18 protein-coding genes are annotated in these 24,746 nt (G+C 45.1%); 16 read left to right on the forward strand and 2 right to left on the reverse strand.

All coding sequences use genetic code 11. The features are described 5' to 3' along the window. Nucleotides 1-22: 22 nt before the first annotated feature. From KSP24_RS05950 to KSP24_RS05965, 4 genes are all read left to right on the forward strand, one after another. Entirely contained in the window at nucleotides 23-1,030 is a 1,008-nt protein-coding gene (locus KSP24_RS05950; RefSeq protein WP_017427078.1) for a glycosyltransferase family 2 protein, read from the forward strand. Next, nucleotides 993-1,412 (forward strand): GtrA family protein, encoded by a 420-nt coding sequence (locus KSP24_RS05955; RefSeq protein ID WP_013373353.1) that lies wholly within the window; start codon nucleotides 993-995, stop codon nucleotides 1,410-1,412. Before KSP24_RS05950 ends, KSP24_RS05955 begins: the two co-directional genes overlap by 38 nt. Then, nucleotides 1,409-3,010, forward strand: coding sequence for an ArnT family glycosyltransferase (locus tag KSP24_RS05960; RefSeq protein WP_216974688.1), 1,602 nt, complete (start codon nucleotides 1,409-1,411; stop codon nucleotides 3,008-3,010). Before KSP24_RS05955 ends, KSP24_RS05960 begins: the two co-directional genes overlap by 4 nt. 105 nt (nucleotides 3,011-3,115) lie before the next feature. Continuing rightward, the gene (locus KSP24_RS05965) at nucleotides 3,116-4,750 is read left to right on the forward strand and encodes a glycosyltransferase family 39 protein (protein ID WP_216974689.1); all 1,635 of its coding nucleotides are present in this window, start codon (nucleotides 3,116-3,118) and stop codon (nucleotides 4,748-4,750) included. 79 nt (nucleotides 4,751-4,829) lie between these two features. On the opposite strand, the gene KSP24_RS05970 is transcribed toward KSP24_RS05965, so the two are convergent. Next, nucleotides 4,830-5,618 (reverse strand): alpha/beta hydrolase, encoded by a 789-nt coding sequence (locus tag KSP24_RS05970; protein WP_064961709.1) that lies wholly within the window; start codon nucleotides 5,616-5,618, stop codon nucleotides 4,830-4,832. Nucleotides 5,619-5,885: 267 nt separating this feature from the next. Between KSP24_RS05970 and KSP24_RS05975 the strand changes: the two genes are divergently transcribed. Then, entirely contained in the window at nucleotides 5,886-7,070 is a 1,185-nt protein-coding gene (locus tag KSP24_RS05975) for an S-layer homology domain-containing protein (protein ID WP_216974690.1), read from the forward strand. Nucleotides 7,071-7,142: 72 nt separating this feature from the next. Here KSP24_RS05975 and KSP24_RS05980 read toward each other — a convergent pair whose 3' ends face one another. Continuing rightward, complete coding sequence (locus KSP24_RS05980; protein WP_216974691.1) at nucleotides 7,143-8,561, reverse strand: VanW family protein; 1,419 nt, start codon at nucleotides 8,559-8,561, stop codon at nucleotides 7,143-7,145. Between the two features lie 223 nt (nucleotides 8,562-8,784). On the opposite strand from KSP24_RS05980, the gene ftsE reads away from it, so the two are divergent. From ftsE to KSP24_RS06035, 11 genes are all read left to right on the forward strand, one after another. Beyond that, complete coding sequence (ftsE, locus tag KSP24_RS05985; RefSeq protein ID WP_007432660.1) at nucleotides 8,785-9,471, forward strand: cell division ATP-binding protein FtsE; 687 nt, start codon at nucleotides 8,785-8,787, stop codon at nucleotides 9,469-9,471. Continuing rightward, entirely contained in the window at nucleotides 9,461-10,378 is a 918-nt protein-coding gene (ftsX, locus tag KSP24_RS05990) for a permease-like cell division protein FtsX (protein WP_013373346.1), read from the forward strand. Before ftsE ends, ftsX begins: the two co-directional genes overlap by 11 nt. A gap of 84 nt (nucleotides 10,379-10,462) precedes the next feature. Further along, on the forward strand, nucleotides 10,463-11,746 hold the full coding sequence (locus KSP24_RS05995; protein WP_013373345.1) for a murein hydrolase activator EnvC family protein: 1,284 nt from the start codon (nucleotides 10,463-10,465) through the stop codon (nucleotides 11,744-11,746). A 204-nt stretch (nucleotides 11,747-11,950) separates the two neighbouring features. Beyond that, nucleotides 11,951-13,417 (forward strand): S41 family peptidase, encoded by a 1,467-nt coding sequence (locus KSP24_RS06000; RefSeq protein WP_129550089.1) that lies wholly within the window; start codon nucleotides 11,951-11,953, stop codon nucleotides 13,415-13,417. A 164-nt stretch (nucleotides 13,418-13,581) separates the two neighbouring features. Next, complete coding sequence (locus KSP24_RS06005; RefSeq protein ID WP_216974692.1) at nucleotides 13,582-14,898, forward strand: PDZ domain-containing protein; 1,317 nt, start codon at nucleotides 13,582-13,584, stop codon at nucleotides 14,896-14,898. Between the two features lie 178 nt (nucleotides 14,899-15,076). Beyond that, nucleotides 15,077-15,634 carry a class I SAM-dependent methyltransferase gene (locus KSP24_RS06010; protein ID WP_016324784.1) on the forward strand — a complete coding sequence of 186 codons (558 nt, stop codon included), beginning with the start codon at nucleotides 15,077-15,079 and terminating at the stop codon, nucleotides 15,632-15,634. A 273-nt stretch (nucleotides 15,635-15,907) separates the two neighbouring features. Then, a complete protein-coding gene (locus KSP24_RS06015) occupies nucleotides 15,908-16,291 on the forward strand; it encodes a hypothetical protein (protein WP_016324783.1) in 384 nt (127 codons plus the stop codon). A 373-nt stretch (nucleotides 16,292-16,664) separates the two neighbouring features. After that, the gene (locus tag KSP24_RS06020) at nucleotides 16,665-20,729 is read left to right on the forward strand and encodes a glycosyl hydrolase (protein ID WP_216974693.1); all 4,065 of its coding nucleotides are present in this window, start codon (nucleotides 16,665-16,667) and stop codon (nucleotides 20,727-20,729) included. A 281-nt stretch (nucleotides 20,730-21,010) separates the two neighbouring features. Further along, complete coding sequence (locus KSP24_RS06025; RefSeq protein ID WP_216974694.1) at nucleotides 21,011-22,408, forward strand: helix-turn-helix domain-containing protein; 1,398 nt, start codon at nucleotides 21,011-21,013, stop codon at nucleotides 22,406-22,408. A gap of 260 nt (nucleotides 22,409-22,668) precedes the next feature. Next, nucleotides 22,669-24,072, forward strand: coding sequence for a tetratricopeptide repeat protein (locus KSP24_RS06030; protein ID WP_216974695.1), 1,404 nt, complete (start codon nucleotides 22,669-22,671; stop codon nucleotides 24,070-24,072). 250 nt (nucleotides 24,073-24,322) lie between these two features. Further along, nucleotides 24,323-24,550 (forward strand): aspartyl-phosphate phosphatase Spo0E family protein, encoded by a 228-nt coding sequence (locus KSP24_RS06035; protein WP_064961716.1) that lies wholly within the window; start codon nucleotides 24,323-24,325, stop codon nucleotides 24,548-24,550. Nucleotides 24,551-24,746: the final 196 nt, after the last annotated feature.

Genomic DNA, 24,746 nt, shown 5'->3' on the forward strand with positions numbered 1-24,746 from the left:
TATGAAGAAAGAAGGAGCAAGAATGGAGACCAAAAATCCTTTTTTATCCGTCGTCATTCCCATGTACAATGAAGGCTCACACCTTGAGCGTTCACTTAAGGTGATTGATGGGGTGCTGTCTGTTGTCACCTCACGTTATGAGCTTATTATTGTAGATGATGGTTCCAAAGACGATACGTGGCTCAAGTTGTCCGAATTGTCCCGTCGTATGCCCTCTTTGCTCGCACTCCGGCTGAGTCGGAATTTTGGTAAGGAGCTGGCGTTGTGCGCAGGTTTGGAAAATGCATCTGGCGATGCGATCATTGTCATGGACGGTGATCTGCAGCATCCTCCCGAGATGATCGGAGAAATGGTGCGTTTATGGCAGAATGAAGGTTATGATTTAGTTGAATGTGTGAAAGAATTTCGGGGAGAAGAGTCTGTAGGCAAAAAGCTCGGAGCTTCTTTGTTCTATGCAACCTTGAATCGTTTGACGGGCTTTAATCTAAAGGATGCCTCCGATTATAAGCTGCTGGATCGAAGAGTGGTGGATGCCTGGATGGCGATGCCAGAGCGTATGCCGTTTTTTCGCGGGATGACCGCCTGGCTCGGTTTTCGTAAAACCCAGATTACATTCCGGGTGGCTCCACGAGAAGAGGGTCCAAGCCGCTGGAGTCCGTTAGGCCTATTTCGATTGGCTGCGGAAGCGATCGTTTCGTTTTCGACGGTACCTTTGCGGGTAGTGAGTTTAATGGGTCTCATTTTCATGCTGATTTCGGTCGTGTTGGGGATTCAAACCTTAATGCACAAAATAACGGGTGACGCTGTGACCGGGTTTACCACTGTCATTTTACTGCTTTTGATTATCGGTAGTGTACTTATGCTGTCGATTGGAGTGGTAGGAGAATATATTGCCGCCATATATCACGAAGTCAAAGCCAGACCCCGTTATCTAATTGCAGATAAACGGGCGAATGCTGACCGACTGTGGGTGGATAGGGAGTTTAATCAACATGATCAGACGTTCGTATCTAAAGTATCCAATCATTAAATACGGTATTGTCGGACTGCTGGGTACAGGCATTCACGTCGGTGTACTTGTGCTGCTGGTGGAGCTGTTTGCAATACCTGCAGTAACGGCTACTACCATAGGCTTTATCGTTACGTTGCTCGTTTCGTATGTGCTGAATCGTAACTGGACGTTCGAGCCTACCGGCGAAGGGAGCCGCACTCAGTTTCTTAAATATTTATTGGTCTGCACCTGCGGCTTGCTCCTGAATGCCGCTCTGATGTACGTAACCATTCACTGGATTGGTTGGTCGTATCTGATCGGTGAAGTCTTAACTACCATCATCGTGCCAGTTCATAATTATATCTGGAACCGCTATTGGATCTTCTCCGTTCCGCAACAGCGTCAGAAAGAGGTTTCATGATCGTAAGGAAACATGGAAAGTTGTTGTCATTGTTTGCTTGTATTGCTGCTCTAGAATTAGCCGTGGGTGTTTATTTTGCATGGCATCTTGGCTATATGCATACCGATGCGCTCAGTCGAGTAGCAAATGCATTTTATGTACTGTATAGTCGTGACCCGCATTTGGGTGCTATTGGGTTTGTGTGGAATCCACTACCGAGTTTGATGGAACTCATTGTACTGTTGTTCTATCCATTGTTTCCCGCACTCGCTTCCCACGGGCTGGCAGCAGTGATTGTGAGCAGCCTGTTTGCTGGGGCGAGTGCAGCATTATTGTACGGGACGGGAAAAGAACTAGGGCTTCACGGTGTAACCAGTTTGCTAATTGCGCTGTTATTTTCACTGAATCCGTTTATGTTTCTGTTTGGCTTCAACGGCTTGAGTGACTCGCCCTATATCTTTTTTATCCTGTTGACAGTGAGTCGATTCTGTATGTGGCTTAAGGATCGCAAGGCGGCGAATTTGATCGTATCCGGTTTTGCGCTTGCATTGGCATTTTGGGTTCGCTACGAAGCAGTTCCCCTGGGGGTTGCGCTGGCTTTGGGCGTATTACTGACGATTTTTTCTCTGCATCGGTGGCGTACAAACAAAGAGAGCGTTAGAACGCAATTGTCTTTAAAAGAGCGCCTGTACAAGGTAGAAGCGACATGGCTTCTATTGTTGCTGCCGCTTGTCTTTTCGGGTTTGCTGTGGCTCTTTTTTAACTGGATTATCATGGGCGACCCGCTTTACTTTTTACGTTCGCAGTATTCCAATTCCACACAATCAGCGGCTTTGCTGGAGGATCAGCGCTTTGTGGAAATGTTTGCTCATCCTGTGCTGATGCTAAAGTTTGTCGGGCAACGAACCTTATGGTATGCGGCCCCATTAATTGCCATTTTGCTTATACGCCTATTGGACAAACGTCTGTGGAGTTGGAGCACGTTAACGCTGCTGGCTATCTTTTTATCGGTACCCGGGCTTCAGCTTTTACTTATGCTTAAGCATTCTTCGTTTGGCTGGTTCCGATATTTTATGTATGTATTCCCAATTACGGTTGCTTGGCTGCCGTATGAGCTTAGTCTGTTGAAGGGGAAAATGCGGGGGATCGGAATCTCACTGGTAACGGCAGGAATGTTGGTAACAGTAGGCTTGTTATCCTACGCACTGACGAATCCCGCAATTGCGGCGGATGAGCATAGCTATCTGACGCATAGTGGCAATGAAAGCTATACTCGGCAAATTGTTGAACGGAAAATAGGGTCATGGCTGGATGAACATTATGGTTCATCTCTCATTTTGACTGATTCTTATACGGCCTATCCGATCATTTTGAGCAGTAAAATTCCGAAGAAGTTTATGATAACGAGTGATTATGATTTTGGAAAATCTTTAACGGATCTGCCCGCCTCCAAGGTGGATTATGTTTTGGTTACGCGCTTGGTAGAAGGGGTACCGCTGGATCAGGTGAACCGGAACTATCCTGATTTGTTTGAAAAGGGGGCGCCATGGGCCTCGTTGGTGCATGACTTTGACGGGGAGTGGCGATTGTACAAGATAGAGCATGAAGAACTGCAATAATTTTATTGTATGTTAGTGCATCGTAGCGGAGGAAAGGATACAGCTGTCGGGCGTAATTTCCCTACAGCTGCACCGCCGCAAGAAGTTTGAGGGGGAACGAGAGGAATGTCCTTTCGAAAAATGTCTGCAAGCAGATGGATGGCTATAGGTCTGTTTGTGTTTATACTTGCATTGGAGCTGTCTGCTGGCATCTATTTTAGCTATGTTCTGGGATATATGCACACAGACGCGCTCAGTCGCGTAGCTAACGCATTTTATGTGCTGTACAGCCGCGACCCGCATTTGGGCGCCATCGGATTTATCTGGAATCCACTACCCAGTCTTCTGGAAATGGTAATTCTATTGCTGTATCCAATCTTTCCGGCATTAGCCTCCTATGGATTGGCTGCTGTTATTCTGAGTGCTACCTTTTCTGCTTTGACCGCAATGCTGCTATATCGGGCAGGTGTCAGAACAGGGCTTAGCTCTAGGATGAGCTTGCTGCTGGCTTTGTTGTATGCACTGAATCCGTTTATTTTACTGTTTGGTGCCAACGGTCTGAGCGATTCGTTATACATATATTTTATTATGATGACAGTGATTGAATTTGCGCTGTGGCTCAAGGACCGCATGACGGCAAGTCTGATTGTTTCTGGATTAGCGCTTGCCATGGCGTTCTGGACTCGTTATGAAGCAGTGCCTCTAGGCGTGGCAATGGCTGTTGGCGTAGTCTTGGCGATCTTATTTCTTCATCGCAACTTGGGTAGACGCGAGCTGGCCCTGCGGGAAAAGCTGCATAAAGTCGAGGCAACCTGGTTACTTCTTTTGCTTCCTGTGGTCTTTTCGGGGCTGTTGTGGATTTTCTTTAACTATCTCATTATGGGGAATGCCTTTTATTTCCTGAATTCAGAGTATTCGAACACGGCCCAATCGGCAGAGTTGCTGAATGATGATAAATTTGTAGAGATTTTCTCCAATCCACTGGTAGCCTTGAAGTTTATTGCTTCCAAAACCATCTGGTACTCTGTACCATTGTTTGCTATTCTGTTCATCCGTCTGTTGAGTGGACGCTTATTCCGGTGGGGAACCCTGATTATTTTGTTATTGTTCCTGTCTGTGCCCGGCTTGCAATTTTTACTTATGATGAGACAATCCTCGTACGGGTGGTTTCGTTACTTTATGTATGTATTCCCAATTACCGTAGCCTGGTTGCCTTATGAGTTGAGCCAGCTTCAGGGACGATGGCGGAGGGCGGCCTTTGGTCTAGTGTCCGTCAGTCTGCTACTTACCGCTGGATTACTCTCCTATGCGTTGACTCGCCCGGATATTGCACCGGATGAGAATAGCTTTCTCACACGTACAGGGAATGTGAACTATGTGAGACAGGAATCAGATCGCAAGATTGCCGTTTGGCTGGATGGGCATCTGCCGAAATCTACCATTATGACTGATTCGGCTTCAGCCTACACAATGATCGTCTACAGCCAATATCCCAAACGTTTTCTGATCACCAGTGATTATTCGTTCAATAAAGCATTAAGTTATCCGCAGGACAATCATGTGGACTATATCCTTGTACCTAAGATTATGTCAGGCATGCCGCTGAGTAAGATCAATATGGTATATCCGAATTTATATGAGCATGGTGCCCCATGGGTTCAGCTTGAACGTGAGTTTAACGGCGAGTGGCGCTTGTATAAAGTACTGCCTAAGTCACTAACTAAAGAATCTCCATCGACGGAGACAACGACAAATCCCTGATGGGTATAACAACAATCCCCGGAGCTTAATTCCTTCGCATGGTGCGATGAGAAAGGCTCCGGGAATTTTTTTGCCTGTTTTAGTGTCCTTTAAGCGGTAGCCACGCCAGTACGTCCTGAATTTTCGCGTCCCAGTATCCCCATTCATGAGTTCCAGGACCTTCTTCGTAGGTCAGCGGAACTCCAAGAGAGGTGCATGTTTCACGAAAAGTCTGATTTCCCTTATATAAGAAATCTTCCGTACCGCAGCATTGGTAGAGTCGGGGGAGTGAGGTCCCCGCAGTGGCATGACGTTGTAGCAGCTCCAGCAAGTCGTGATCTGTTCCGCGTATTTCATCTGGTCCAAAAATGTTAAGCCATTCCGCTGGACTCATAGCATTTTGCTTAGGATCGGTGCGTGATGCGTGCAAATCCATGACCCCCGAAAGACTGGCAGCGGCTGCAAAGCGCTCTGGATGCTGAAGTGCCAGTTTGAAGGCGCCATACCCACCCATAGAAAGCCCGGCTACAAAATTGTCTTCACGCTTGTCGGACAGAGGAAAAAATGAACGTGCCAAAGCTGGCAATTCTTCACTGATAAAAGTCCAATAAGCTGCTCCTTGCTCCATATTCGTATAGAAACTCCGATGTACCTGAGGCATGACGACCGCTAGGCCCATGGAGGCGACATAGCGCTCAATGGAGGTTCGACGCAGCCAGGTTGAATCATCGTCTGACAGGCCATGCAATAAATACAGTGTCGGATGTGGCCCTATTCCTTGCTTGCCCTCCATTCCAATCTGTGATCGGGTTGCCTGCGGAAGAATAACATTCATGGATGTGCTCAGACCAAGAACTTCCGAATAAAACTGACATTGAATAAGAGCCATAAGAAAACCTCTTTTCCTAAGGGGATGTGACCTCATTGACCTTTTCCAGCATACAACTGATTATTCATCCAGTATACTGTGACCTGTCCAAATATACATATCCAAGTGAATGGCTAGGTATTAAGTCCTGTTTCTTTTTTATCCTACATTAGGAGGGGGTATGGTTATATGGGACGATTTTTTTAATTTAGGGGTTATTTGGGTTTGATTTCTGGTAAAGTGTTTAAAAAAGATTGATGAATCCAATCTGAGGGAGGAATTTATAGCATGGGGAAAAAGTTAAGGAACACAATTACAGGTGTACTGAGCACAGGTCTTATTCTTAGCGCATTCAGCGCAGCGGCAGCTGCTCCTCAAACTACAAGCGGCCATTGGGCGGGAGATCAGGTGCAACGCTGGTCAGCTACAGGGCAATTGGATGGGGCGGTAAAACCGGATGCGGCGATCACACGCGCAGAATTTATCGTTCTTCTGAACCGCAGCTTGGGAACGTTCACACAGGAACTTCCAGCAGTGACAGACGTAACATATGCAGGTGGTGTGAAAATCAACGGTAATGGAAGCAGAACGTTCACAGATGTTCCGGCATCCCACTGGGCATACAACGAACTGACAAGTGCCGTAAATGCAGGCTACATAAGCGGCTATGCAGATAACAAGCTCAAACCAAATGGTAAGGTAACACGTCAGGAAGCAGCTGCGATTATTGGCAAAGCTATTGGGCTGACTGCGGGTAACGCAGCAGATGTTACTAAATTCATTGACTCCGACAAAATCGGATCTTGGGCGAAGAAAAGTGTAGCGGCTGTTGCGGAGCAAAAAATCATCAACGGTTATCCGGATGGTAAATTCCAGCCACTGAAGCCGCTGACTCGTGCAGAGGCGGTTGCTATTCTGGATGCTGCATCCGGTTATAACCTGAGTCCTGTTGATAATCTGACGACGACTCCTGGTGGAACGGTAACGAATTCCACGTACGGTAACGTGACAGATTCCACTTACGGTAATACGTCGACTACTTCTGGAACTGAAACAGAAGATAGCAGCACAAGTACTAGCACAGATAGCACGACTGCGACTACTACAGACAACTCTACAACAACAGAGACAACTACAAATACCGATACGACTACAGACAACACTACAGACAACACTACAGACAACACTACAGACACAGCTACTGACGCGGATGCTACTTCGAATGCACTGAAAGTCAACGATGTGTACGATGGTGAAGGTACAATTACAGGAACAGCAAAAGCTGGTTCCACAGTAACTGCCTATTCCAACGATCTGCCTATCGGCAGTGCAGTAGCCAAGGATGACGGCACATTTAGTATCAGTGTGCTTACTCAAAAAGCGACAGTTAGACTGGTGATCAAAGCTAAAGATACAGACGGCCATGAAAGTGAGCCTGTAGAAATTTCGGTTTTGAGTAAACGTAGCGAGTAATTTAGAAAAACCCCCCCCCCTTTCACTCTGTCTGGAACCAATCCAGCCAGTAGTGAAGGGGGATTTTTTCGTTTATTCGCTTATGCCATCTTCCACAATAGGTTTCTCCAGTTCGCGTGTTTGTGGCTCAGACGATGTGCTACCGCCATAACTAGCTATAATGCGCTGCTGCGCTCGGTACGTATCGCGGCTGATTCGGGTGCGCTCGACGGGTTTTCCATCTACCTTTTTTATTCGAAATGTTTCTACCACATACCCTTCTTTGCCCTGTCGAATGACTTGATAGAAGCCGGGAGATAGGGAGTCATTACGTATTCTTTTTACCGGTATAGGCAGTACGCGAACGGTGTGAGATTCAAGTTCATACGAAATATTGGATGGGAATGTACCAAAAATTTTAACAGTAAGCGTTCGATTTTGGACCACAGCGCGAAGGAGTAAATGTTTGCCGGTATTATTTCTAAAACGAAAATTAATAGACCCTGTAGCAAAAGTCGCATCCTGACCTTTGGGTAAGTAGCTGACTGGCAAGGAATGGTTGCGGCGTTCGACAATGTCCAAGCCGACTCGCAGCGCTGCATTATACACCGTGCTGGATACCTGACAAATCCCACCGCCAATGCCGGACTCCAGCCGTCCATTTACGATCACGGGAGCCTCACGAAAGCCATGAGTGCGTTCAGCCTTGGCAATCACCTGGCCGTAGTCGAATATGTCACCCGGTTTGAGAATTAAACCATCGACGGTGCTTGCCGCTGAATTAACGTTATACACACGTCCTTCCGAACTGCTGCCGAGACTGGTGGAAAACTGGGTGATTTTTCGCTCTATACCTTCGCTGCGCAGACTGTCGACTGTAATTTTCGGCTCCAGTTGGTAGAACGGTAATTCCACCCGGATCGGCTCCTCAGAAGCCGTAAAATCCTTGGGGAGTGCCTGGTTCATTACGACGTCCAGTTTGGGCCAATCCAGGCGCCGGGCAGAGCGCTCCGGAATATAACGAACCTGATCGTTTGCATCAATCTGACGCACCGCATTGACAGGCATGCCGTATCGTTGCTCCTCCCAATCCGCTCCAAATTTGGATTTCAAGATCTTCTCTTGCTGGAAAGGTGTGATAGACCATTCCTTCTCGAAGCTAAAACGTGTCTGTACGCGAGTCCATAGATGCTTCGCGCTTAGTGCCTTCACCGCATTTCGGAATGCGTCCGCTTTATAACTAATCCCTGCTTCCGCGAGTGTTAGCTTTATATCCTGTGCACTGCTGTCACTGTCCGTGAGGAGCAGAGGACGCTGCTTCAATGTATCCAGTTTTTTCTCCACCAGCCGAAGAGCGTCCGTTTTATACATACCGCCTACGTTGACTCCTCCGACTCGCACTCCCTCTGGTAGCGTTTGTCTGTCGGCGTACAGATGAAGTCCTCCCCACAGCACGGCCAGCGCCAGAACACCGGACCATATCCAAATGACAGATAAATGAATTTTTTTCATAATGCAGATGTCTCCTGTCTGATAAGCTTGATAGCGTTTCGTGTGCCACAATATTCATATATATGTGCCAAAAGCAGAAAACTTTCGGTACTATTTAGGTAACAAATTTGTTACAATGATAAACGGTATGATGAAATACAGAAGTTTTTAAAGGAAATGCATGGAATATGTCGAATGGATACTAGGTTATACGTAATATGATTAAGCAGCGGGAAGTGATCGAGTGATTGAAATGCAGGATGTGTGGAAGACCTATACGAACGGGACCCACGCACTTCAAGGAGTATCGGTCAGAATTGACCGTAATGAATTCGTATACGTAGTCGGCCCGTCTGGAGCGGGTAAATCGACTTTTATGAAGCTTATTTATAGAGAAGAAGTACCGACCAAGGGACAAATTTCAGTCAATGGTTTTAATATCGGGAAGCTTAAGCAGCGCAAAATTCCCTACGTTCGTCGTAACATCGGAGTCATTTTTCAGGATTTCCGGCTTTTGCCGCGTTTGACAGCCTATGAGAATGTGGCATTTGCTATGGAAGTTATAGAGGCTCCCAAGAAGCTGATCCGCAAGCGGGTTCCAGAAGTGCTCGAATTGGTTGGCTTGAAAGAAAAAATGAATCGTGAGCCTGCCCAGCTTTCTGGTGGGGAGCAACAGCGTGTAGCGATTGCACGGGCCATCGTGAACAATCCCTCGGTCATCATTGCTGATGAACCAACGGGGAATCTGGACCCCGAAACATCGTGGGAGATCATGCAACTGCTGGATGAAATTAATTTTCGGGGCACGACCATTGTGATGGCGACACACAATAAGGACATCGTGAACTCCATGCGTAAACGCGTCATTGCGATCGAAAATGGCAATATCGTAAGAGACCAGGTAAGAGGGGAGTACGGATATGACTTTTAATACCTTCTTGCGTCATATGCGGGAAGGTTTCAAAAACATATTCCGCAATGGCTGGATGTCCGTAGCATCCGTCACCTCAATTATTGTGTCACTGCTCATATTGGGCGTTTTTATCATGCTGGTGCTTAACGTCAACTCCTTGGCTGATCAAGCAGATAGTCAGGTGGAAGTTAACGTGTTTCTGGAGCTCAATGTCGATCAGAGCATGCGTGAAACGCTGCAAAAAGAAATCGCGGCAATGCCGGAAATCAGCAAAACTACCTTTGTGACGAAAGCTCAAGGTTTGGAGGAGCTGCGCAAAGATTTGGGAGACAGTGGCAAGGATCTGCTAGAGGGCTTTGACAAGGACAGCAATCCACTGCCGGACAAAATCGTGGTAGAGGTTATTGAACCAACGACGGTTCCATTTGTGGCTGAGAAAATTGAGAAGCTGAATACATTACATCCCGAAAAACCGATTTTAAAGGTTCGTTACGGAAAAGGCACTGTAGAGACGCTCTTTACTATTACCAAGCTGATCCGCAATGTTGGCTTTATATTTGTCGCCGGACTGGCGATCATGTCTATGTTCTTAATCTCGAATACCATTCGAGTAACGATATTGGCACGACGCAGAGAAATCAGCATTATGAAGCTGGTCGGTGCGACCAACTTTTTCATACGATGGCCGTTTTTTATCGAAGGCGCGCTTATTGGTCTTATTGGTTCTCTTATTACTGTAGGAATTTTATTTACAGGCTATCAGCGTTTGCTGACAGCCGTTCAAGGAGATATCGCTCTCAATATGTTGAAGCTTATGCCGCTTGAAGGCATTTGGATTCAGCTGAGTGCATTGCTGGTTATTTTGGGGATGCTGGTCGGAATTGTTGGCAGTACCCTGTCCATGCGCAAGTTCTTGAAAGTCTAAGAAGCATTTGGTGGAACGTCGTGGTCGATTTAATAGAACGGGGAAGCCCGGTGTTATTTTGCGATAAAGGATGGGGAGTGCAAGTTGAAAAAAATAGGATCTGTGTTGGCTGCTACGTTGGTAGCTGCATTGCTAATCCAGCCTTCTGACGGATATGCCAAAAGCGTAAGTGAAATCAATTCGCAACTGAACCAATTAGAAAAGCAAGCCAAATCTGCGAAGCAACAGCAGCAAAAGGCTGCTCAAGATAAACAGTATGCTCAGCATTATAAAAATAAAACCGTGCAAAACCTGAAAACGGTACTTGCTCAAATTAACAGCGTCAGTGATCAACTGACTCGTGTAGCGGTTCAGATCGATCAAACGGAAGATAATCTGCGTGCGACTAAAAAAGATTTAGCCGAAGCGATTGATCGCATCAATTCGCGGGAAAAAATGCTGGAAACTCGTGTGCGTCTCATGTATACGGATGGAACGGTATCCTATATGGACGTGCTTATGTCCTCAACCAGCTTTAGTGATTTTCTCAGCCGGGTGGATTCTCTGAAAACGATCGTGGAGCAGGACCAAATTCTGTTGGACGAGCATAAAAAGGACAAGGCTCTGGTCGTTAGCAAGAAGAAGCAGCTCGACACGGAATATAAAAATGCCAAGAAGTTGTATGCACTCAAGCAGGACGCCAAAGCTCAATTGAATTCGAAGGAAAAAGAGAAGCAAAGACTGATTGCCAACTACGATCATGATATTGCTGAATCCGATGAAATCAGTGAAGAGCAAAACGATATGCTGGTAGCCCTCGCGAACAAACGTGTGGCTCTTGTGCAGGAGAAGAACAAGCTCAGAGCGGAGCAGGCTGCCAAAGCAGCACGCGCTAGAGCGGCTGCACGTGCAGCTGCAGCTAAGCGATATGCATCTTCATCCTCAGGCGCCGCCTCGAATTCCAGTCATACGGCAGCCAGTACGTATACAGGCGGATCAGGTACTTTGGCTACGCCTGTAGCCCATTACCGACTCTCATCTACTTTTGGCATGCGGGTACATCCGATAACCGGCAAGCTTAAAGGCCATACAGGTATTGATCTGGCGGCTCCGCAGGGAACCGATATTCATGCAGCCGAAGACGGTGTTGTCATTGTTGCTGAATGGTGGAGCGGGTATGGCAACACGGTTGTCATTGATCACGGAGACGGACTATGGACTCTATACGGACATATTCGCAACGGTGGTACGGTGGTTCATACGGGGCAAACGGTGAAACGCGGTCAAAAAATTGCGGAAGTGGGTTCGACGGGGAATTCCACAGGACCTCACTGTCATTTTGAAGTGCGCGAGAATAACAAACCTGTAAATCCGATGAACTATTTATAATAGATAAGGTAAGCCCTATTTGTAACCAATCCGGTTGTAGATAGGGTTTTGCTTTAATGGTTCATATCCAATGAAGAACATGTGCATTGAAACACAGAGTAGGATACAATTAACATATTCCGTACAAGCTAGACGTATACTTCGTGAATGGATGCGTTGTGAGGAAATAGGATACAAGATAAAGAGAAGGCGGTGGACGATTAGATGTTGAAAAAAAGTACAGCGGTACTCTTGATGGTGATCGGGCTGCTTGGCGGCAGTCTGCTCACTTTTGCTTATACTGGAACAACCACAGTTGGGAACAGCGCTCTGGGCGAAGGACTGCTGGCGAGTGTGACAGGAAGTAGTTCCTCCTCCAGAAGTGATATTCGCAAAATTGAGACAGCGATGGACTTAATTCAGGGACAATACTATCAGGATGTGGATCGAACCAAGCTGGTGGATGGCGCCATTAATGGGATGATGGAGTCGCTTGGCGACCCGTATTCCTCTTATATGGGTAAAGAAACTGCACAGCAGTTCGAGCAATCCATAGAAGGCTCCTTTACCGGGATTGGAGCCGAAGTAGCAGCTGAAAATGGGAAAGTAGTCGTAGTCACACCAATTAAAGGCTCTCCGGCTGAAAAGGCGGGTCTACGCGCTAAGGATATTATATTGTCTGTTAACGGTGAAACCCTGGACGGATTGGATCTGAACAAGGCCGTTTCCAAAATTCGTGGACCAAAGGGCAGTCAGGCAAAAGTCAAAATTCAGCGTAACGGTTCTCCGGATCCACTTGAATACACGATTACCCGTGACAACATTGATATGGAAACTGTAACGGCTCATATGGAAAACGACGGTGTAGGTGTCATTACGATCACCCAGTTCTCCTTAAATACGGCAGAACGCTTCAAGGAAGAGTTAGCCAAGCTGGAAAAACAAGGGCTTAAAGGACTCGTCATTGACGTGCGTAATAACCCGGGTGGAGTGCTTTCTGTCGTTATTAATATTGCAGAGCAATTTGTACCTTCCGGCAAAACGATTGTACAAGTTGAAGATAAAAATCAGAAACGTGAGGAAGAAAAATCCAAAGGTTCGCGCAAAAATTATCCGGTGACTTTGCTCATGAACAAAGGTAGCGCAAGTGCGTCCGAAATTCTGGCAGGTGCTCTCCAGCAATCCGCTGGCGCAGTGTTGATCGGGGAAAACTCCTTTGGTAAAGGTACTGTACAAACCAGCTATGACAAGCAAATGGGTGACGGTAGCCTGCTCAAAATCACGATTGCCAAGTGGCTAACGCCAAACGGAACATGGATTCATAAAAAAGGGATTAAGCCGGATATCGCGGTGGATCAGCCTGAATACTTCACGGCAGCGCCGCTGAACAAGGAAAAATCCTTGAAATACAATATGAATAGCAGTGATGTAAAAAATGCACAAATCATTCTGCAAGGCTTGGGCTACAAACCAGGTCGTGAGGACGGCTATTTTGACAAAGTGACTGAAAGTTCTGTTATGGCTTTCCAAAAAGAGGCGAAGCTGACGACTAACGGCATCATTGATGCCAAGACAGCAGCAGCAATGGAAGCCAAGCTGATTGAAAAAATTCGCGATCCGAAAAATGATAATCAACTCAAGCAGGGGATTGAAGAGATTCGGAAGGAAATGAAGACAAGCGCAGCGAAATAATAGTGAGGCTACAACAAGGGGGCTGGAAACAGCCTCCTTTGTTATTGGGATTTATTTGCAGTCTGTCGGTTTGTCTTCCCTACGTTGGCAATTTCATATAGAATAAATGGATATGAAATGTACGTGATCCGCTATATAGCGGGCCAGGGGCATAAGGAGTGTGAATGGACTTGGAATGGGCATTACAATGGGGATGGAGCGTCTTGAATGCTTGCTTGTATCTGCTTTTGCAGCCGTTTTATTATATCTCGATACTCATTGTCGCGCTTGGCTATCGTCGGCAAATGCTACTAGAGCGCAAGCTATTTCATACTAGAATTCATAGCTGGGCTGCAGAGACCTGGCGTGTCGTATGGAGCGGCTTGCTTGCCGGGATGGCACTATCCGCTCTAGGAATGTTCGTCAGCATGCATCTGAACCCGACTTCCATCGTGTGCCTGTGGATAGCCACATTATTGCTCATGCTGGTACGCGTCCGCTACCTGTGTCTTGCTTATTCGGTAGGTCTGCTAGGTGTAGTTCAATTTTTTCTAAACGTAGCCAGTGGCTGGCAGCCTGGGGGAGCGCTCGGGACATCGGTAGCAGCTATCCGCGGATTGGATATTCCAGCACTCTTAGTGCTCGTTGCTGTGCTGCATGTGGCTGAAGCGCTGTTGGTTCGCTGGCAAGGAGGAAAGGCAGCTATGCCACTGTTTGTTGAGGGCAAACGGGGGAGATTGGTCGGTGGCTATCGTATGGAAGATCTCTGGCCCATTCCGTTGCTGTTGCTGGTACCTGCTCAGGGAGGATTCATGCTTCCCTGGACACCTTTGTTCGGCGGCGATGCCGGAACGGGGTATATGCTAGCAGCTCTGCCAGTCCTGATGGGCTTTAGCAGTGTGACGCTCGGCCAGCTACCACGACAGAAGGCAGTACTCACTTCGAACCGATTGCTCCTGTACAGTGTGGCTTTGCTTCTGCTAAGCCTGTTAGCGGCCTGGTGGAGTCCGCTAATCTTGCTGGCAGCGTTATTTTCCTTCCTGGCCCATGAAGCGCTGATTTGGTACGGAAATATAGAGGAAAGCCGTCTTAGCCCGATGTTTGTACATCCAGAGCAAGGGATGCGTGTTCTCGCTGTGCTGCCAGATAGCCCGGCGACAGCCATGGGTATACTACCAGGCGAGGCCATTTATCGTGTGAATGGCATGGTTGTGAACAGCCGTGCCGAGCTGCACCAGGCCTTGCGGATCAACTCTGCTTTTTGTAAGCTGGAGGTACGCAATCTGCAAGGTGAGAGCAAGTTTGTACAGCGAGGCATGTACGATGGCGATCATCACCAGCTAGGGGTTGTTCTTGCACCGGATGAACACGCAGGCTGGGCCGTATCCATACAACCGGCTTCTATCTACCGAATTGTGGCCATGCACATAGGCGCACGACGACGTAAAGCGGGACAAGCATCCAAGGCAGAGAGTACGCATTTGGACACCATGGACCAATAGATATTACAACAAGAGGGTAGTCATTATTTGATTAGAATCGAATAAGGCTATCCTCTTTTGTATATGGCGACAGTAGCCTGCTTGAAATCAATATTCTCATCGGTATACAATGAATATGTAATGGAAACCTTTGATGAACCGAATGCCTATCATGTGTGTCAAGCAGGGAGAGGAAAAGATGAACGCGATTCACTTTATTCGAGAGTACATCAGGCACCCACGCAGCGTAGGCGCTGTTATACCCAGCTCAAGACAGCTGGCCAAGCAAATTGCCACACCGATTTATTTTGACAAAGCCTCATGCATTATTGAATATGGGGCAGGGACCGGTGTGTTTACGCAGGAGTTGATTTTGAACAAGCGTCCAGAAACGTTACTGTTAGTGATTGAAGCTAATGAATCGTTTTATAAAACATTACAAAGCAAATACGGACACTTGGAAAGGGTACACATTATTCATGGATCGGCCGAGCATGTAGCCCGGTATATGAAACAGTATCATGTCTCGAAAGTGGATTATATCGTATCGGGGCTACCATTTACCAGCTTACCCGCTGCGTTATCCAGTCTCATTTTGGGACAAACGGCTGAGGTGTTAGGCCAGGAGGGCAAGTTTATTACGTTCCAGTACAGCAAGGTTAAGCACAATTTCTTCCGTACTTTTTTTGCAGATATCCAGATTAAAAAGGTGAACTATAATGTTCCGCCAGCCTATGTGTTCACTTGCAGCCTGTGACCCTTCAGCTATGTAGGAGATTAGAATAAATAAGAATATCCATATGCGGATGATTATGAGAAGACTAGGTCAGCATCATTAAGATGTTGAAACGGTCTTTTTTGTTGCCTACTTTTATGGAAATATAAGAGAATGGATATGTTAAATAGCAAAATTGTTTTAAGGAATCATATTTTAAAATGGGGCTTAACCTATATATTACATAAGTTGGAACCTGTTAGATTTTTGTAGGATTCATAATAAATCTGAACTTTTGTTAAAGGAGATTTATATATGGTAAAACCGCTGATGTTCATGCGCTGGTGTGAGTATTATGGGTTAAGCGACCGTGAGACAGATTTTGTATCTTTTTTTATGATGAATTTTTCAGCTGCACGATCAGGCAATCAACCAAAACTTAAAGAGCAATTTGTTGAGATTCAAAAACAAACCTTTCCAGAATACCCGTTTGATATTAGCCCGGAAGAACTGGATTATAACAAATTTGAAGAACTGATGAAACGAGTGTTGAACATTCATTTTGACACGGCTGAACTGCTGTACTCCTTCTATCTCCAAAAGCTGTGTGCACCTTTAGCAGAATACATTTTATCTACTGGAGATGCCGAGCCTGCACGAATTTACTATGAGCTTATTCAAAAGGATAAAGTACGGTAGAGATAAAAAAGCCCCTTGACTAAGGGGCTTTTTTCTATACTCAGGCTATAAAGTTATTTAATAAGTTAACTCTAGTCAATGTTCTGCTATATGGATATATGGAATAATCTATGTATATGGACATTACGTCCCATAAATGGTTCGATATAAAGATTTGGTCGTTAGAACGTATAGCAAAGCTGTATTACAACATTTGAAGATCCGAGCAATTCTGAATTTCGGACGGAGAGGAGAGTGTAATCAACCGAATACCTGGAGCTTCGAGACGCTGTACCGGAACGATTAACTCGTTAGGAATCAGGAGCCTTAAAGCCTGATGGAGCGGCACTCGTATGGGGTGCTGCTCTTTTCAAATGTAAAGGAGGAAAGCGGTATGAGGGCGAAAAATAGTAGTAATCTTTTGTTCAAACGTTCCAAATGGCTGCCTGTCGTCATGGCATGCACAATGATAGTAGGAGGGGCTCTACCAGCTCCAACTGTAGTTCACGGTCAAACGGCAAAAACTATTACTATTAAAGTAGATACATCCAAGGATCGTAAGCCTATTAGTCCTTATATATACGGTACGAATCAGGATTTGGCAGGCGATGAAAATATGGCTGCCAGACGACTTGGTGGCAATCGAATGACCGGATACAACTGGGAAAACAATATGTCCAATGCAGGAAGTGACTGGCAGCAATCCAGCGATAACTTTTTATGTAATAACGGTGGCCTGACAGGAGCAGAATGCGAAAAACCGGGAGCGGTGACGACTTCGTTTCATGATCAATCGCTGAAGCTAGGCGCTTATTCTTTAGTTACGTTGCCGATGGCCGGCTACGTGGCCAAGGATGGAAACGGCAGTGTGCAGGAAAGCGAAAAAGCCCCTTCCGCTCGTTGGAATCAGGTCGTAAACGCCAAAAATGCACCGTTTCAGCTACAGCCTGATCTGAATGACAATCGGGTCTATGCGGATGAGTTCGTCCATTTTTTAGTGAACAAGTATGGCGCTGCTTCAACAAAGACGGGTGTGAAAGGATATGCACTCGACAATGAACCCGCTCTCTGGTCGCATACGCATCCGCGTATTCATGGCGAAAAGGTTGGGGCGAAAGAGTTGGTAGACCGGTCAGTAAGCTTATCCAAAGCTGTGAAGGCGGTTGACGCGGGTGCGGAAATTTTCGGGCCGGTTCTTTACGGTTTTGGCGCTTATAAAGATCTCCAAACCGCACCTGATTGGGACTCTGTAAAAGGTAGCTATAGCTGGTTCGTGGACTATTACCTGGATCAAATGCGCCTCAGTTCGCAAGCCGAAGGCAAGAGATTGCTGGATGTTTTCGATGTGCACTGGTATCCCGAAGCGATGGGCGGAGGCATACGAATTACGAATGAGGTAGGCAATGACGAAACGAAGAAAGCCAGAATGCAGGCACCTCGTACTTTGTGGGACCCGACCTACAAGGAAGATAGCTGGATCGCCCAATGGAACAGCGAATTTTTGCCTATACTGCCTCGATTGAAGCAGTCGGTGGATAAATATTATCCAGGAACCAAGCTGGCAATGACCGAGTATAGCTATGGCGGCGAAAATGATATTTCCGGCGGGATTGCGATGGCTGATGTGCTCGGCATTTTAGGCAAAAATGATGTCTATATGGCAAACTACTGGAAGTTACAGGATGGTGCCAACAACTACGTTAGTGCCGCTTACAAGCTTTACCGCAATTATGACGGAAAAAGCTCTACTTTTGGTAACACCAGTGTTAGTGCGCAAACGTCGGATATTGTCAACAGCTCAGTGCATGCTTCCATATCGAATGCATCCGACAAGGAACTGCACCTCGTAGTCATGAATAAAAGCATGGACAGCGCATTCGACGCCCAATTTGATCTTTCTGGCGAGACGACTTATGGCTCCGGTAAAGTATGGGGCTTCGATAAAACTAGCTCGCAAATTAAAGAAGCAGCGCCAATCACGCAAATTTCAGGAAACCGTTTTACTTATACCGTACCGCCTTTGACGGCTTATCATATCGTGCTGACTGCCGGTAAAGATACGTCTGTGCCACCAGTGGAAAATCCTGAGGGCTTTAAGCTGAAAGCAGAGGCAGGCGATGGGCAAGTCCATTTGTCCTGGGACGCTTCCAACGGAGTTGTGGGCTACAGTGTACAGCGGGCAACGGATGGAAACGGTCCTTTTACTACTGTAGCATCCAACTTGATCGAAACGTCTTATACGGATACTAACTTAACGAACGGCTCTTCATACTATTACAAAGTAACCGCCAAGACAAATAAGGGAACGAGCGAATCTAATGTTTTGAAAGCGGTTCCGAAGGTGTCTGTGAACGATCCGGTTCGCTATGAAGCTGAAGACGGCACGCTGAAGGGAACCATTGTAGAATCCAGTGGAACTGGCTACTCCGGTACTGGTTATGTAACGAATTTTCACAATGCAGGGGATTCTCTAACGATGACGATCCAGGCTCCCACGGCAGGCCTGTACAATCTTACAATCGGCTATCGTTCTCCTCATGATGACAAACGCACGAATTTCTCATTAAACGGCAAAGCGTTTGGAGAACTGGTGCTTAAGAAAACGACTGATTTCAAAGAAACTTCCGGAGGCAAGCTTCTGTTGAATGCAGGCGCGAATACGATCGGTTTTGAAACAGGCTGGGGCTGGTACGATATCGACTACGTCAGGCTGGAGCCTGCTGCTGATCGCCCACCCCATGCGGTAACCAAAACGCTCACTAATCCGAATGCGACGGTAGAAGCAAAAGCATTGATGAACTACCTGGTTGATCAATACGGGAAGAATATGCTCTCTGGTCAAGAGGAAATAAATGAAATTGATTGGCTTCAAGCTAATGTAGGTAAAAAGCCGGCGATTGCAGCGCTTGATCTGATCGACTATTCGCCAAGCAGAGCGGAGCATGGTCTTAGTTCTACAGAGGCGGAAAAGGCGATTGCATGGGATAAGCAAGGGGGCATCGTTACCTTTGCATGGCACTGGAACGCGCCGAAAGGTCTGATCGATACGCAGGGAAAAGAATGGTGGAGAGGCTTCTATGCCGATTCGACCACATTCGATATAGAATATGCGATGAGCCATCCAGAGTCCGAGGATTATAAATTACTTATTCGCGACATCGATGTGATCGCAGCACAATTAAAGAAGCTGCAGGATGCGAAGGTTCCTGTCCTGTTCCGTCCTTTGCACGAAGCAGAAGGCAAATGGTTCTGGTGGGGCGCCAAAGGTCCTGAGCCTGTTAAAAAATTGTATATTTTAATGCACGACCGATTGACGAATGTGCACAAATTGAACAATCTGATATGGGTATGGAATTCTGTTGCTCCGGACTGGTATCCTGGAGACGAATATGTGGATATTTTGAGCTTTGACTCTTATCCGCAAGCAGGTGATTACAGCCCGCAAATTGCAAAATACGAAGACCTTGTTACATTGGGCAAGGACAAAAAGTTAGTTGCCATGAGCGAAAACGGACCGATCCCAGACCCTGATCTAATGAAGGCGTATCAAGCCCATTGGAGCTGGTTTGCTACATGGTATGGGGATTTCCTGAGAGACGGTAAACAAAACAGCCTTGAGCATCTGAAAAAAGTGTATAATCATCCGAACGTTATTACGCTTGATGAGCTTCCAACGAACTTAAAAACGTATGGCATTACCGAACAGCCGTCAGTACCGGGCAGCTTCACGCTGAACGCCGCGGGCGAAACGGCGAAAGTATCGCTAAGCTGGACAGCATCGGCGAATGCAAAAAGCTATGAAGTGAAGCGTTCGACGGCTGAAAACGGCGCGTTCGCCACTGTAGTGAGCGATGTATACGGCAGTAGCTACACCGACACAGCTGTAACGGCAGACACGACGTACTACTACCAAGTCGTAGCGAAGAACGATGCAGGACAGACGCTGTCGAACACGGCCAGCGCAGCGCCAAAAGCGGATACTCAGCAGCCAACAACAGGACTGCTGCTCCAGTATCGCACAGCGGATACCAAGGTGAACGACAATCACCTGAATCCGCACTTCCAAATTGTAAACAAAGGCACAGCCTCCGTACCGCTCAACGAGTTGAAGATTCGTTACTACTACACGATCGACGGTGACCGTGAGCAGACTTTCAACTGTGACTATGCGGCGCTGAGCTGCTCGAAGCTGAACGGTAGACTGGTTAAAATGGAGAAGCCTACGACCGGTGTCGATTATTATTTGGAAGTCGGCTTTAACTCAGACGCAGGCGTGTTAGCACCTGGAGGAAGCACTGGTGAAATCCAAACCCGTATCCATAAAACAGACTGGTCAAACTATAACGAAAGTGACGATTATTCGTATAAAGGCACACAAACCTCATATGCCGATCATATGAAAGCTACCTTGTACCATAATGGCGTACTTGTTTGGGGAACCGAACCGATAGCTAATTAAATAAATGTTTGATGTGCGGTGGCATGTGCAATCAACCGATTTTTTGCGCCGATGGGGAGATCCCGCCATTTTAAACTTGTATAAATAACATTGCTGAAATGAGCAGGGGATTTGTATCCCATCTGCTCTTTTTTTGTATAGAACCTCTATAACCTAAAACGGATAATGAAGGAGACGTATTTTGGCTTTTATATTCAGGTTAAAGAAATCATAGGATAAAATTACCTCATAATGTTAGAAAAGACGAAAAATATATTTTTTAAATTAAGAGGGGGATTGAGATGAAACACACACCTACGATCCGCTCGACGATAGAGACCGAACTAAAGCAAAGGGGATATACATTTAGCAGCTTCAGTAAAATTTCCGGTATTAACCGTGGTACATTTAGCACCATGCTGAACAGTAATCCGCCTAAGCCAATTTCGGTTCGGCAGATGGACTTGATTACTAAGGCATTAGGATATCCAGAAGGCTGGCTGTATGAGCTGTACATAGATGAATGCTTTCACGAGGGGAAAGGGCACTGGAAACGGATCAAACCTTTTTTATTGCGTTGTGTGGAGTTAGGGAGGAAGGAGTGTATTCAAAAGGTATTGGTGAGATTAACAGAAGACTTGTCCTATGTGTCTACGGTATTTGAGTTTGCAGAAGAACTGCACAAAGAGGGGAAGGAAAACGAGGCGGTTCCTTTTTACGAGTGTGTGGTAGAAAACGAAAGGTATTACCACTCGGAGCGGCTGGCAATTTGCCAGTATCGTTTGTTTTGTTATTCTCTAAATACTGATTTGGATAATAATCGGCAAGCAGCTATAAAGTTTGCACCGTTTCCGAAAAATCTCCCCGAGAATTATCAACTGGACGCTTTGTTGAAATTGACCAATATAAATTTCCAATTTTATGATTATGACACGGCTATACATTATGCGAAAGAGCTTGAGGTATTAGTCACAGGTATTTTTTGGGACCAGGCTCAAGCGAGGGCGAAAAATCGTGAAGTTACACGTCTCAATACAGAAAGACATCTAATCGTTTATTATGGTCAAGCCTATTTAATGCAGGGAAACGCCTTAGAAAAACAAGGACTATATGAAGCAGCTATGAAGTTCATACCTTACTATGAAAACTTAACTAGGTTTGAAGGTCTGGATGAGGTAGGAATGATAGAAGCACAGAAATTCGAAGTATGGGGGAAAGCCAATCGGTTGAATCTACAAATTCTGATGGGGGATAAGGATAGCCTGCCTGCCTATGTTGAACTTATGAGGAATAATCCTCAGGAAATATTACTAGGCCTATTAACCATTATAGAATCGGCCAATAATTACAGCTACTCAGTAGACGATATTTTGGACCTTTTTGCAGAGAATATTAATAAATTTAGGGAGCTACGTACAGATATTTCGTATTATCATACCAACAACAGTCTGCTGACATATTCTCGTTTTTTTCTTGAACTTAGTCGATACTTTTTTAATAAGGGAAGCTACACCGAGGCAATAAACAATATGCTGATTAGTTTAAAAGCATCCTCTCAGTTGAACGATAAGACTTATTATATCAAATCCATCACGCTATTGTTTGAGAAATATAAGGATTATTCGACTGAAGAACAACGGACAGAATATGAAAAAGCGATAAAAGCAGTGGAATATAATACGAGGCAAATGACCTCTTAGAGCAAAAGGGCTATGTTTCTCTACCTAGAGTAGAAGATCACATAGCTCTTTTAGTTTATCGTGCTAAATTGTTTGAAAAAATTTAGTGTATATTCTCTGTGAGGATTTTTATACACATTAAATTCCATAATATATTGAAATGGTGTAGAATAAAGGGTTGACCATCATCCAATTTATTCATATAATTTCTAGTATATTGTAATTGATTGTCGAGGAGGGTGATTTTTTAAAATCATCTGAATACGCCGGGGGTGTTTTTATTGGAAAATGCAACCACGATTCGTTCGGAAATTGAGAAAGAATTAAAACTTGGTGGCTATACTTTTAATAGTTTTGGACAAGCTACGGGTCTTAATCGGGGCATATTTAGTGCAATGCTTAACGGGAATCCGCCTAAGCCTATCTCCGTACGACAAATGGACTTGATCACTAAAGCGCTTAATTATCCCGAAGACTGGTTGTATGACCTGTATGTGGATGAATGTTTTTATGATGGAAGACCGCATTGGAAAAGGGTTAAGCCGTTCCTTATACGTTGTGTTGAAGTAGGAAACCTGCAATGCGTGGAGAAAGTGCTTTCACGCTTAATGGAGGATCTCAACCACATTCCAACAATTTTTTCTTTGGCAGAGGAGCTATACGATGGGGGAAAGCTACAGGAGGCAATTCCTTTCTATGAATGTGTAATTGAAAATGAAAAGTATCAGCACTCTGAACGTTTGGCTATCAGTCATTATAAATTGTTTGTTGCTTCTGTCGGTCAAGATTTGGAGAAAAATTTGGAGTATGTTCTGAGGTTTGTCCCTTATCGTAATCGTCTACCAGAGAGTTATCAGCTAGATGGGCTTTTAAAAATTATCAATATATATTTTTATCTACATAAATGGGACAGCGTTGAGAAGTATGGAGATGAGTTGTATACTCTCGCCAAAACTGTTTATTTAAATCGATATGAAAATATCGATACTAAAAGACGTGCTAGGGACGAACTTAAAACGGAGAAAAGCCTTGTTTTTTATTATGGATATGGATATTTATCTAAATCTACTGCTCTACAAAAAATGGAGAAATTTGAGGAAGCACAATCGTATATTAAATACTATGAAGATCTAAGCTGGCTTAAAGGACTAGATTCAGAAGGCGAGCAATATGTAAAGATGTTCAGTCTCTGGGCAAAGGCAAACTCTTATACACTTGATATGCTTCTAGGAAAAAGAGATGTTTTAGAAGAATATATTACTTTTCTTAATCAACATCCGGAAGAAAAATTATCTGGTCTTTTAACTATCTTGGAATCAGCAAACAAATATAACTTTTCGGTGGATTATGTACTTGAAAGTTTTTCAGCAGAAATTGACCAATTCAAGTTTCTCGATGATGTAAAGAATAGAAATTATTATTGTTGTTTTTTATACCAACGGGCAATTTATGAGTATAAAAATAGTAGCTATGAGAAAGGAACAAACTATGTTCTGGATTGTCTTGCTCTTTCATTAATTAGTCGGAATGATAGTGACTTTAAACAATGTGTCGCGTTGTTTGAAGTTTACAGAGAGTTTGCTACTAGTGAACAAAAGAGAAGATATGAAAATATAATAAAGGAGGTGAATATCTATGAAAAAAGGTTATTTGATGGTGTTAGCCTTAGGTATTCTATTTTTTAGTATATTCCCTTTTTACAATCCAATTAATGTAGAAGCTTCTGAAATGATTATAGTGTTTAATCACGGTATGGGTTGATTATATATAATTTTAAAGCAGAGTTAGTACTCTCTAAACCAATCCTTGCGGGTTGGTTTTTTTGATGCATCCCGTTAAAGGGATGAAATGGGTTTTATTATATTTTTAACCTGTAGGGAAGGTATCAGCCTGTAAACTAATGTAAATACCACACCGAACAGGAGGTTTATTGATGTGAAATGGAAACAATTGGAGGAGTGCATCGAAGAAAAGCGAAAAGAATTAAATGATTTGGCGAAAGAGGTGGGATTGAAGGATCGACGGGTGTTGACCAAGTCTATGGAGTTGGATCGGCTCCTTAATAAGTACAGCGACTGGAAATATAGCTATCGTAGACAACAGAGCGTACTTCAAAGTTCACAAATCCAAGAGAAGCAACACGAGCTCGTCCTATCTTATTAACATCAAGCATCATGACAAGATAAAACCTAACTTCACCTTGGCTTCTAATACATAGTGAGATATAGCATAAACAAAATAATCTCTATTACATCTCGTACGCCGCCCTTATCCACGTTGTTCGTACAGTTTATTGTTCTGCGTCTACATCAGAGTGGAAGCCACGTAACATGATGATACATCTTAAAAAAACCTCCCC

Origin of the sequence: Paenibacillus sp. AK121 (assembly GCF_019042715.1) — a bacterium.
Taxonomy (GTDB): Bacteria; Bacillota; Bacilli; order Paenibacillales; family Paenibacillaceae; genus Paenibacillus; species Paenibacillus polymyxa_C.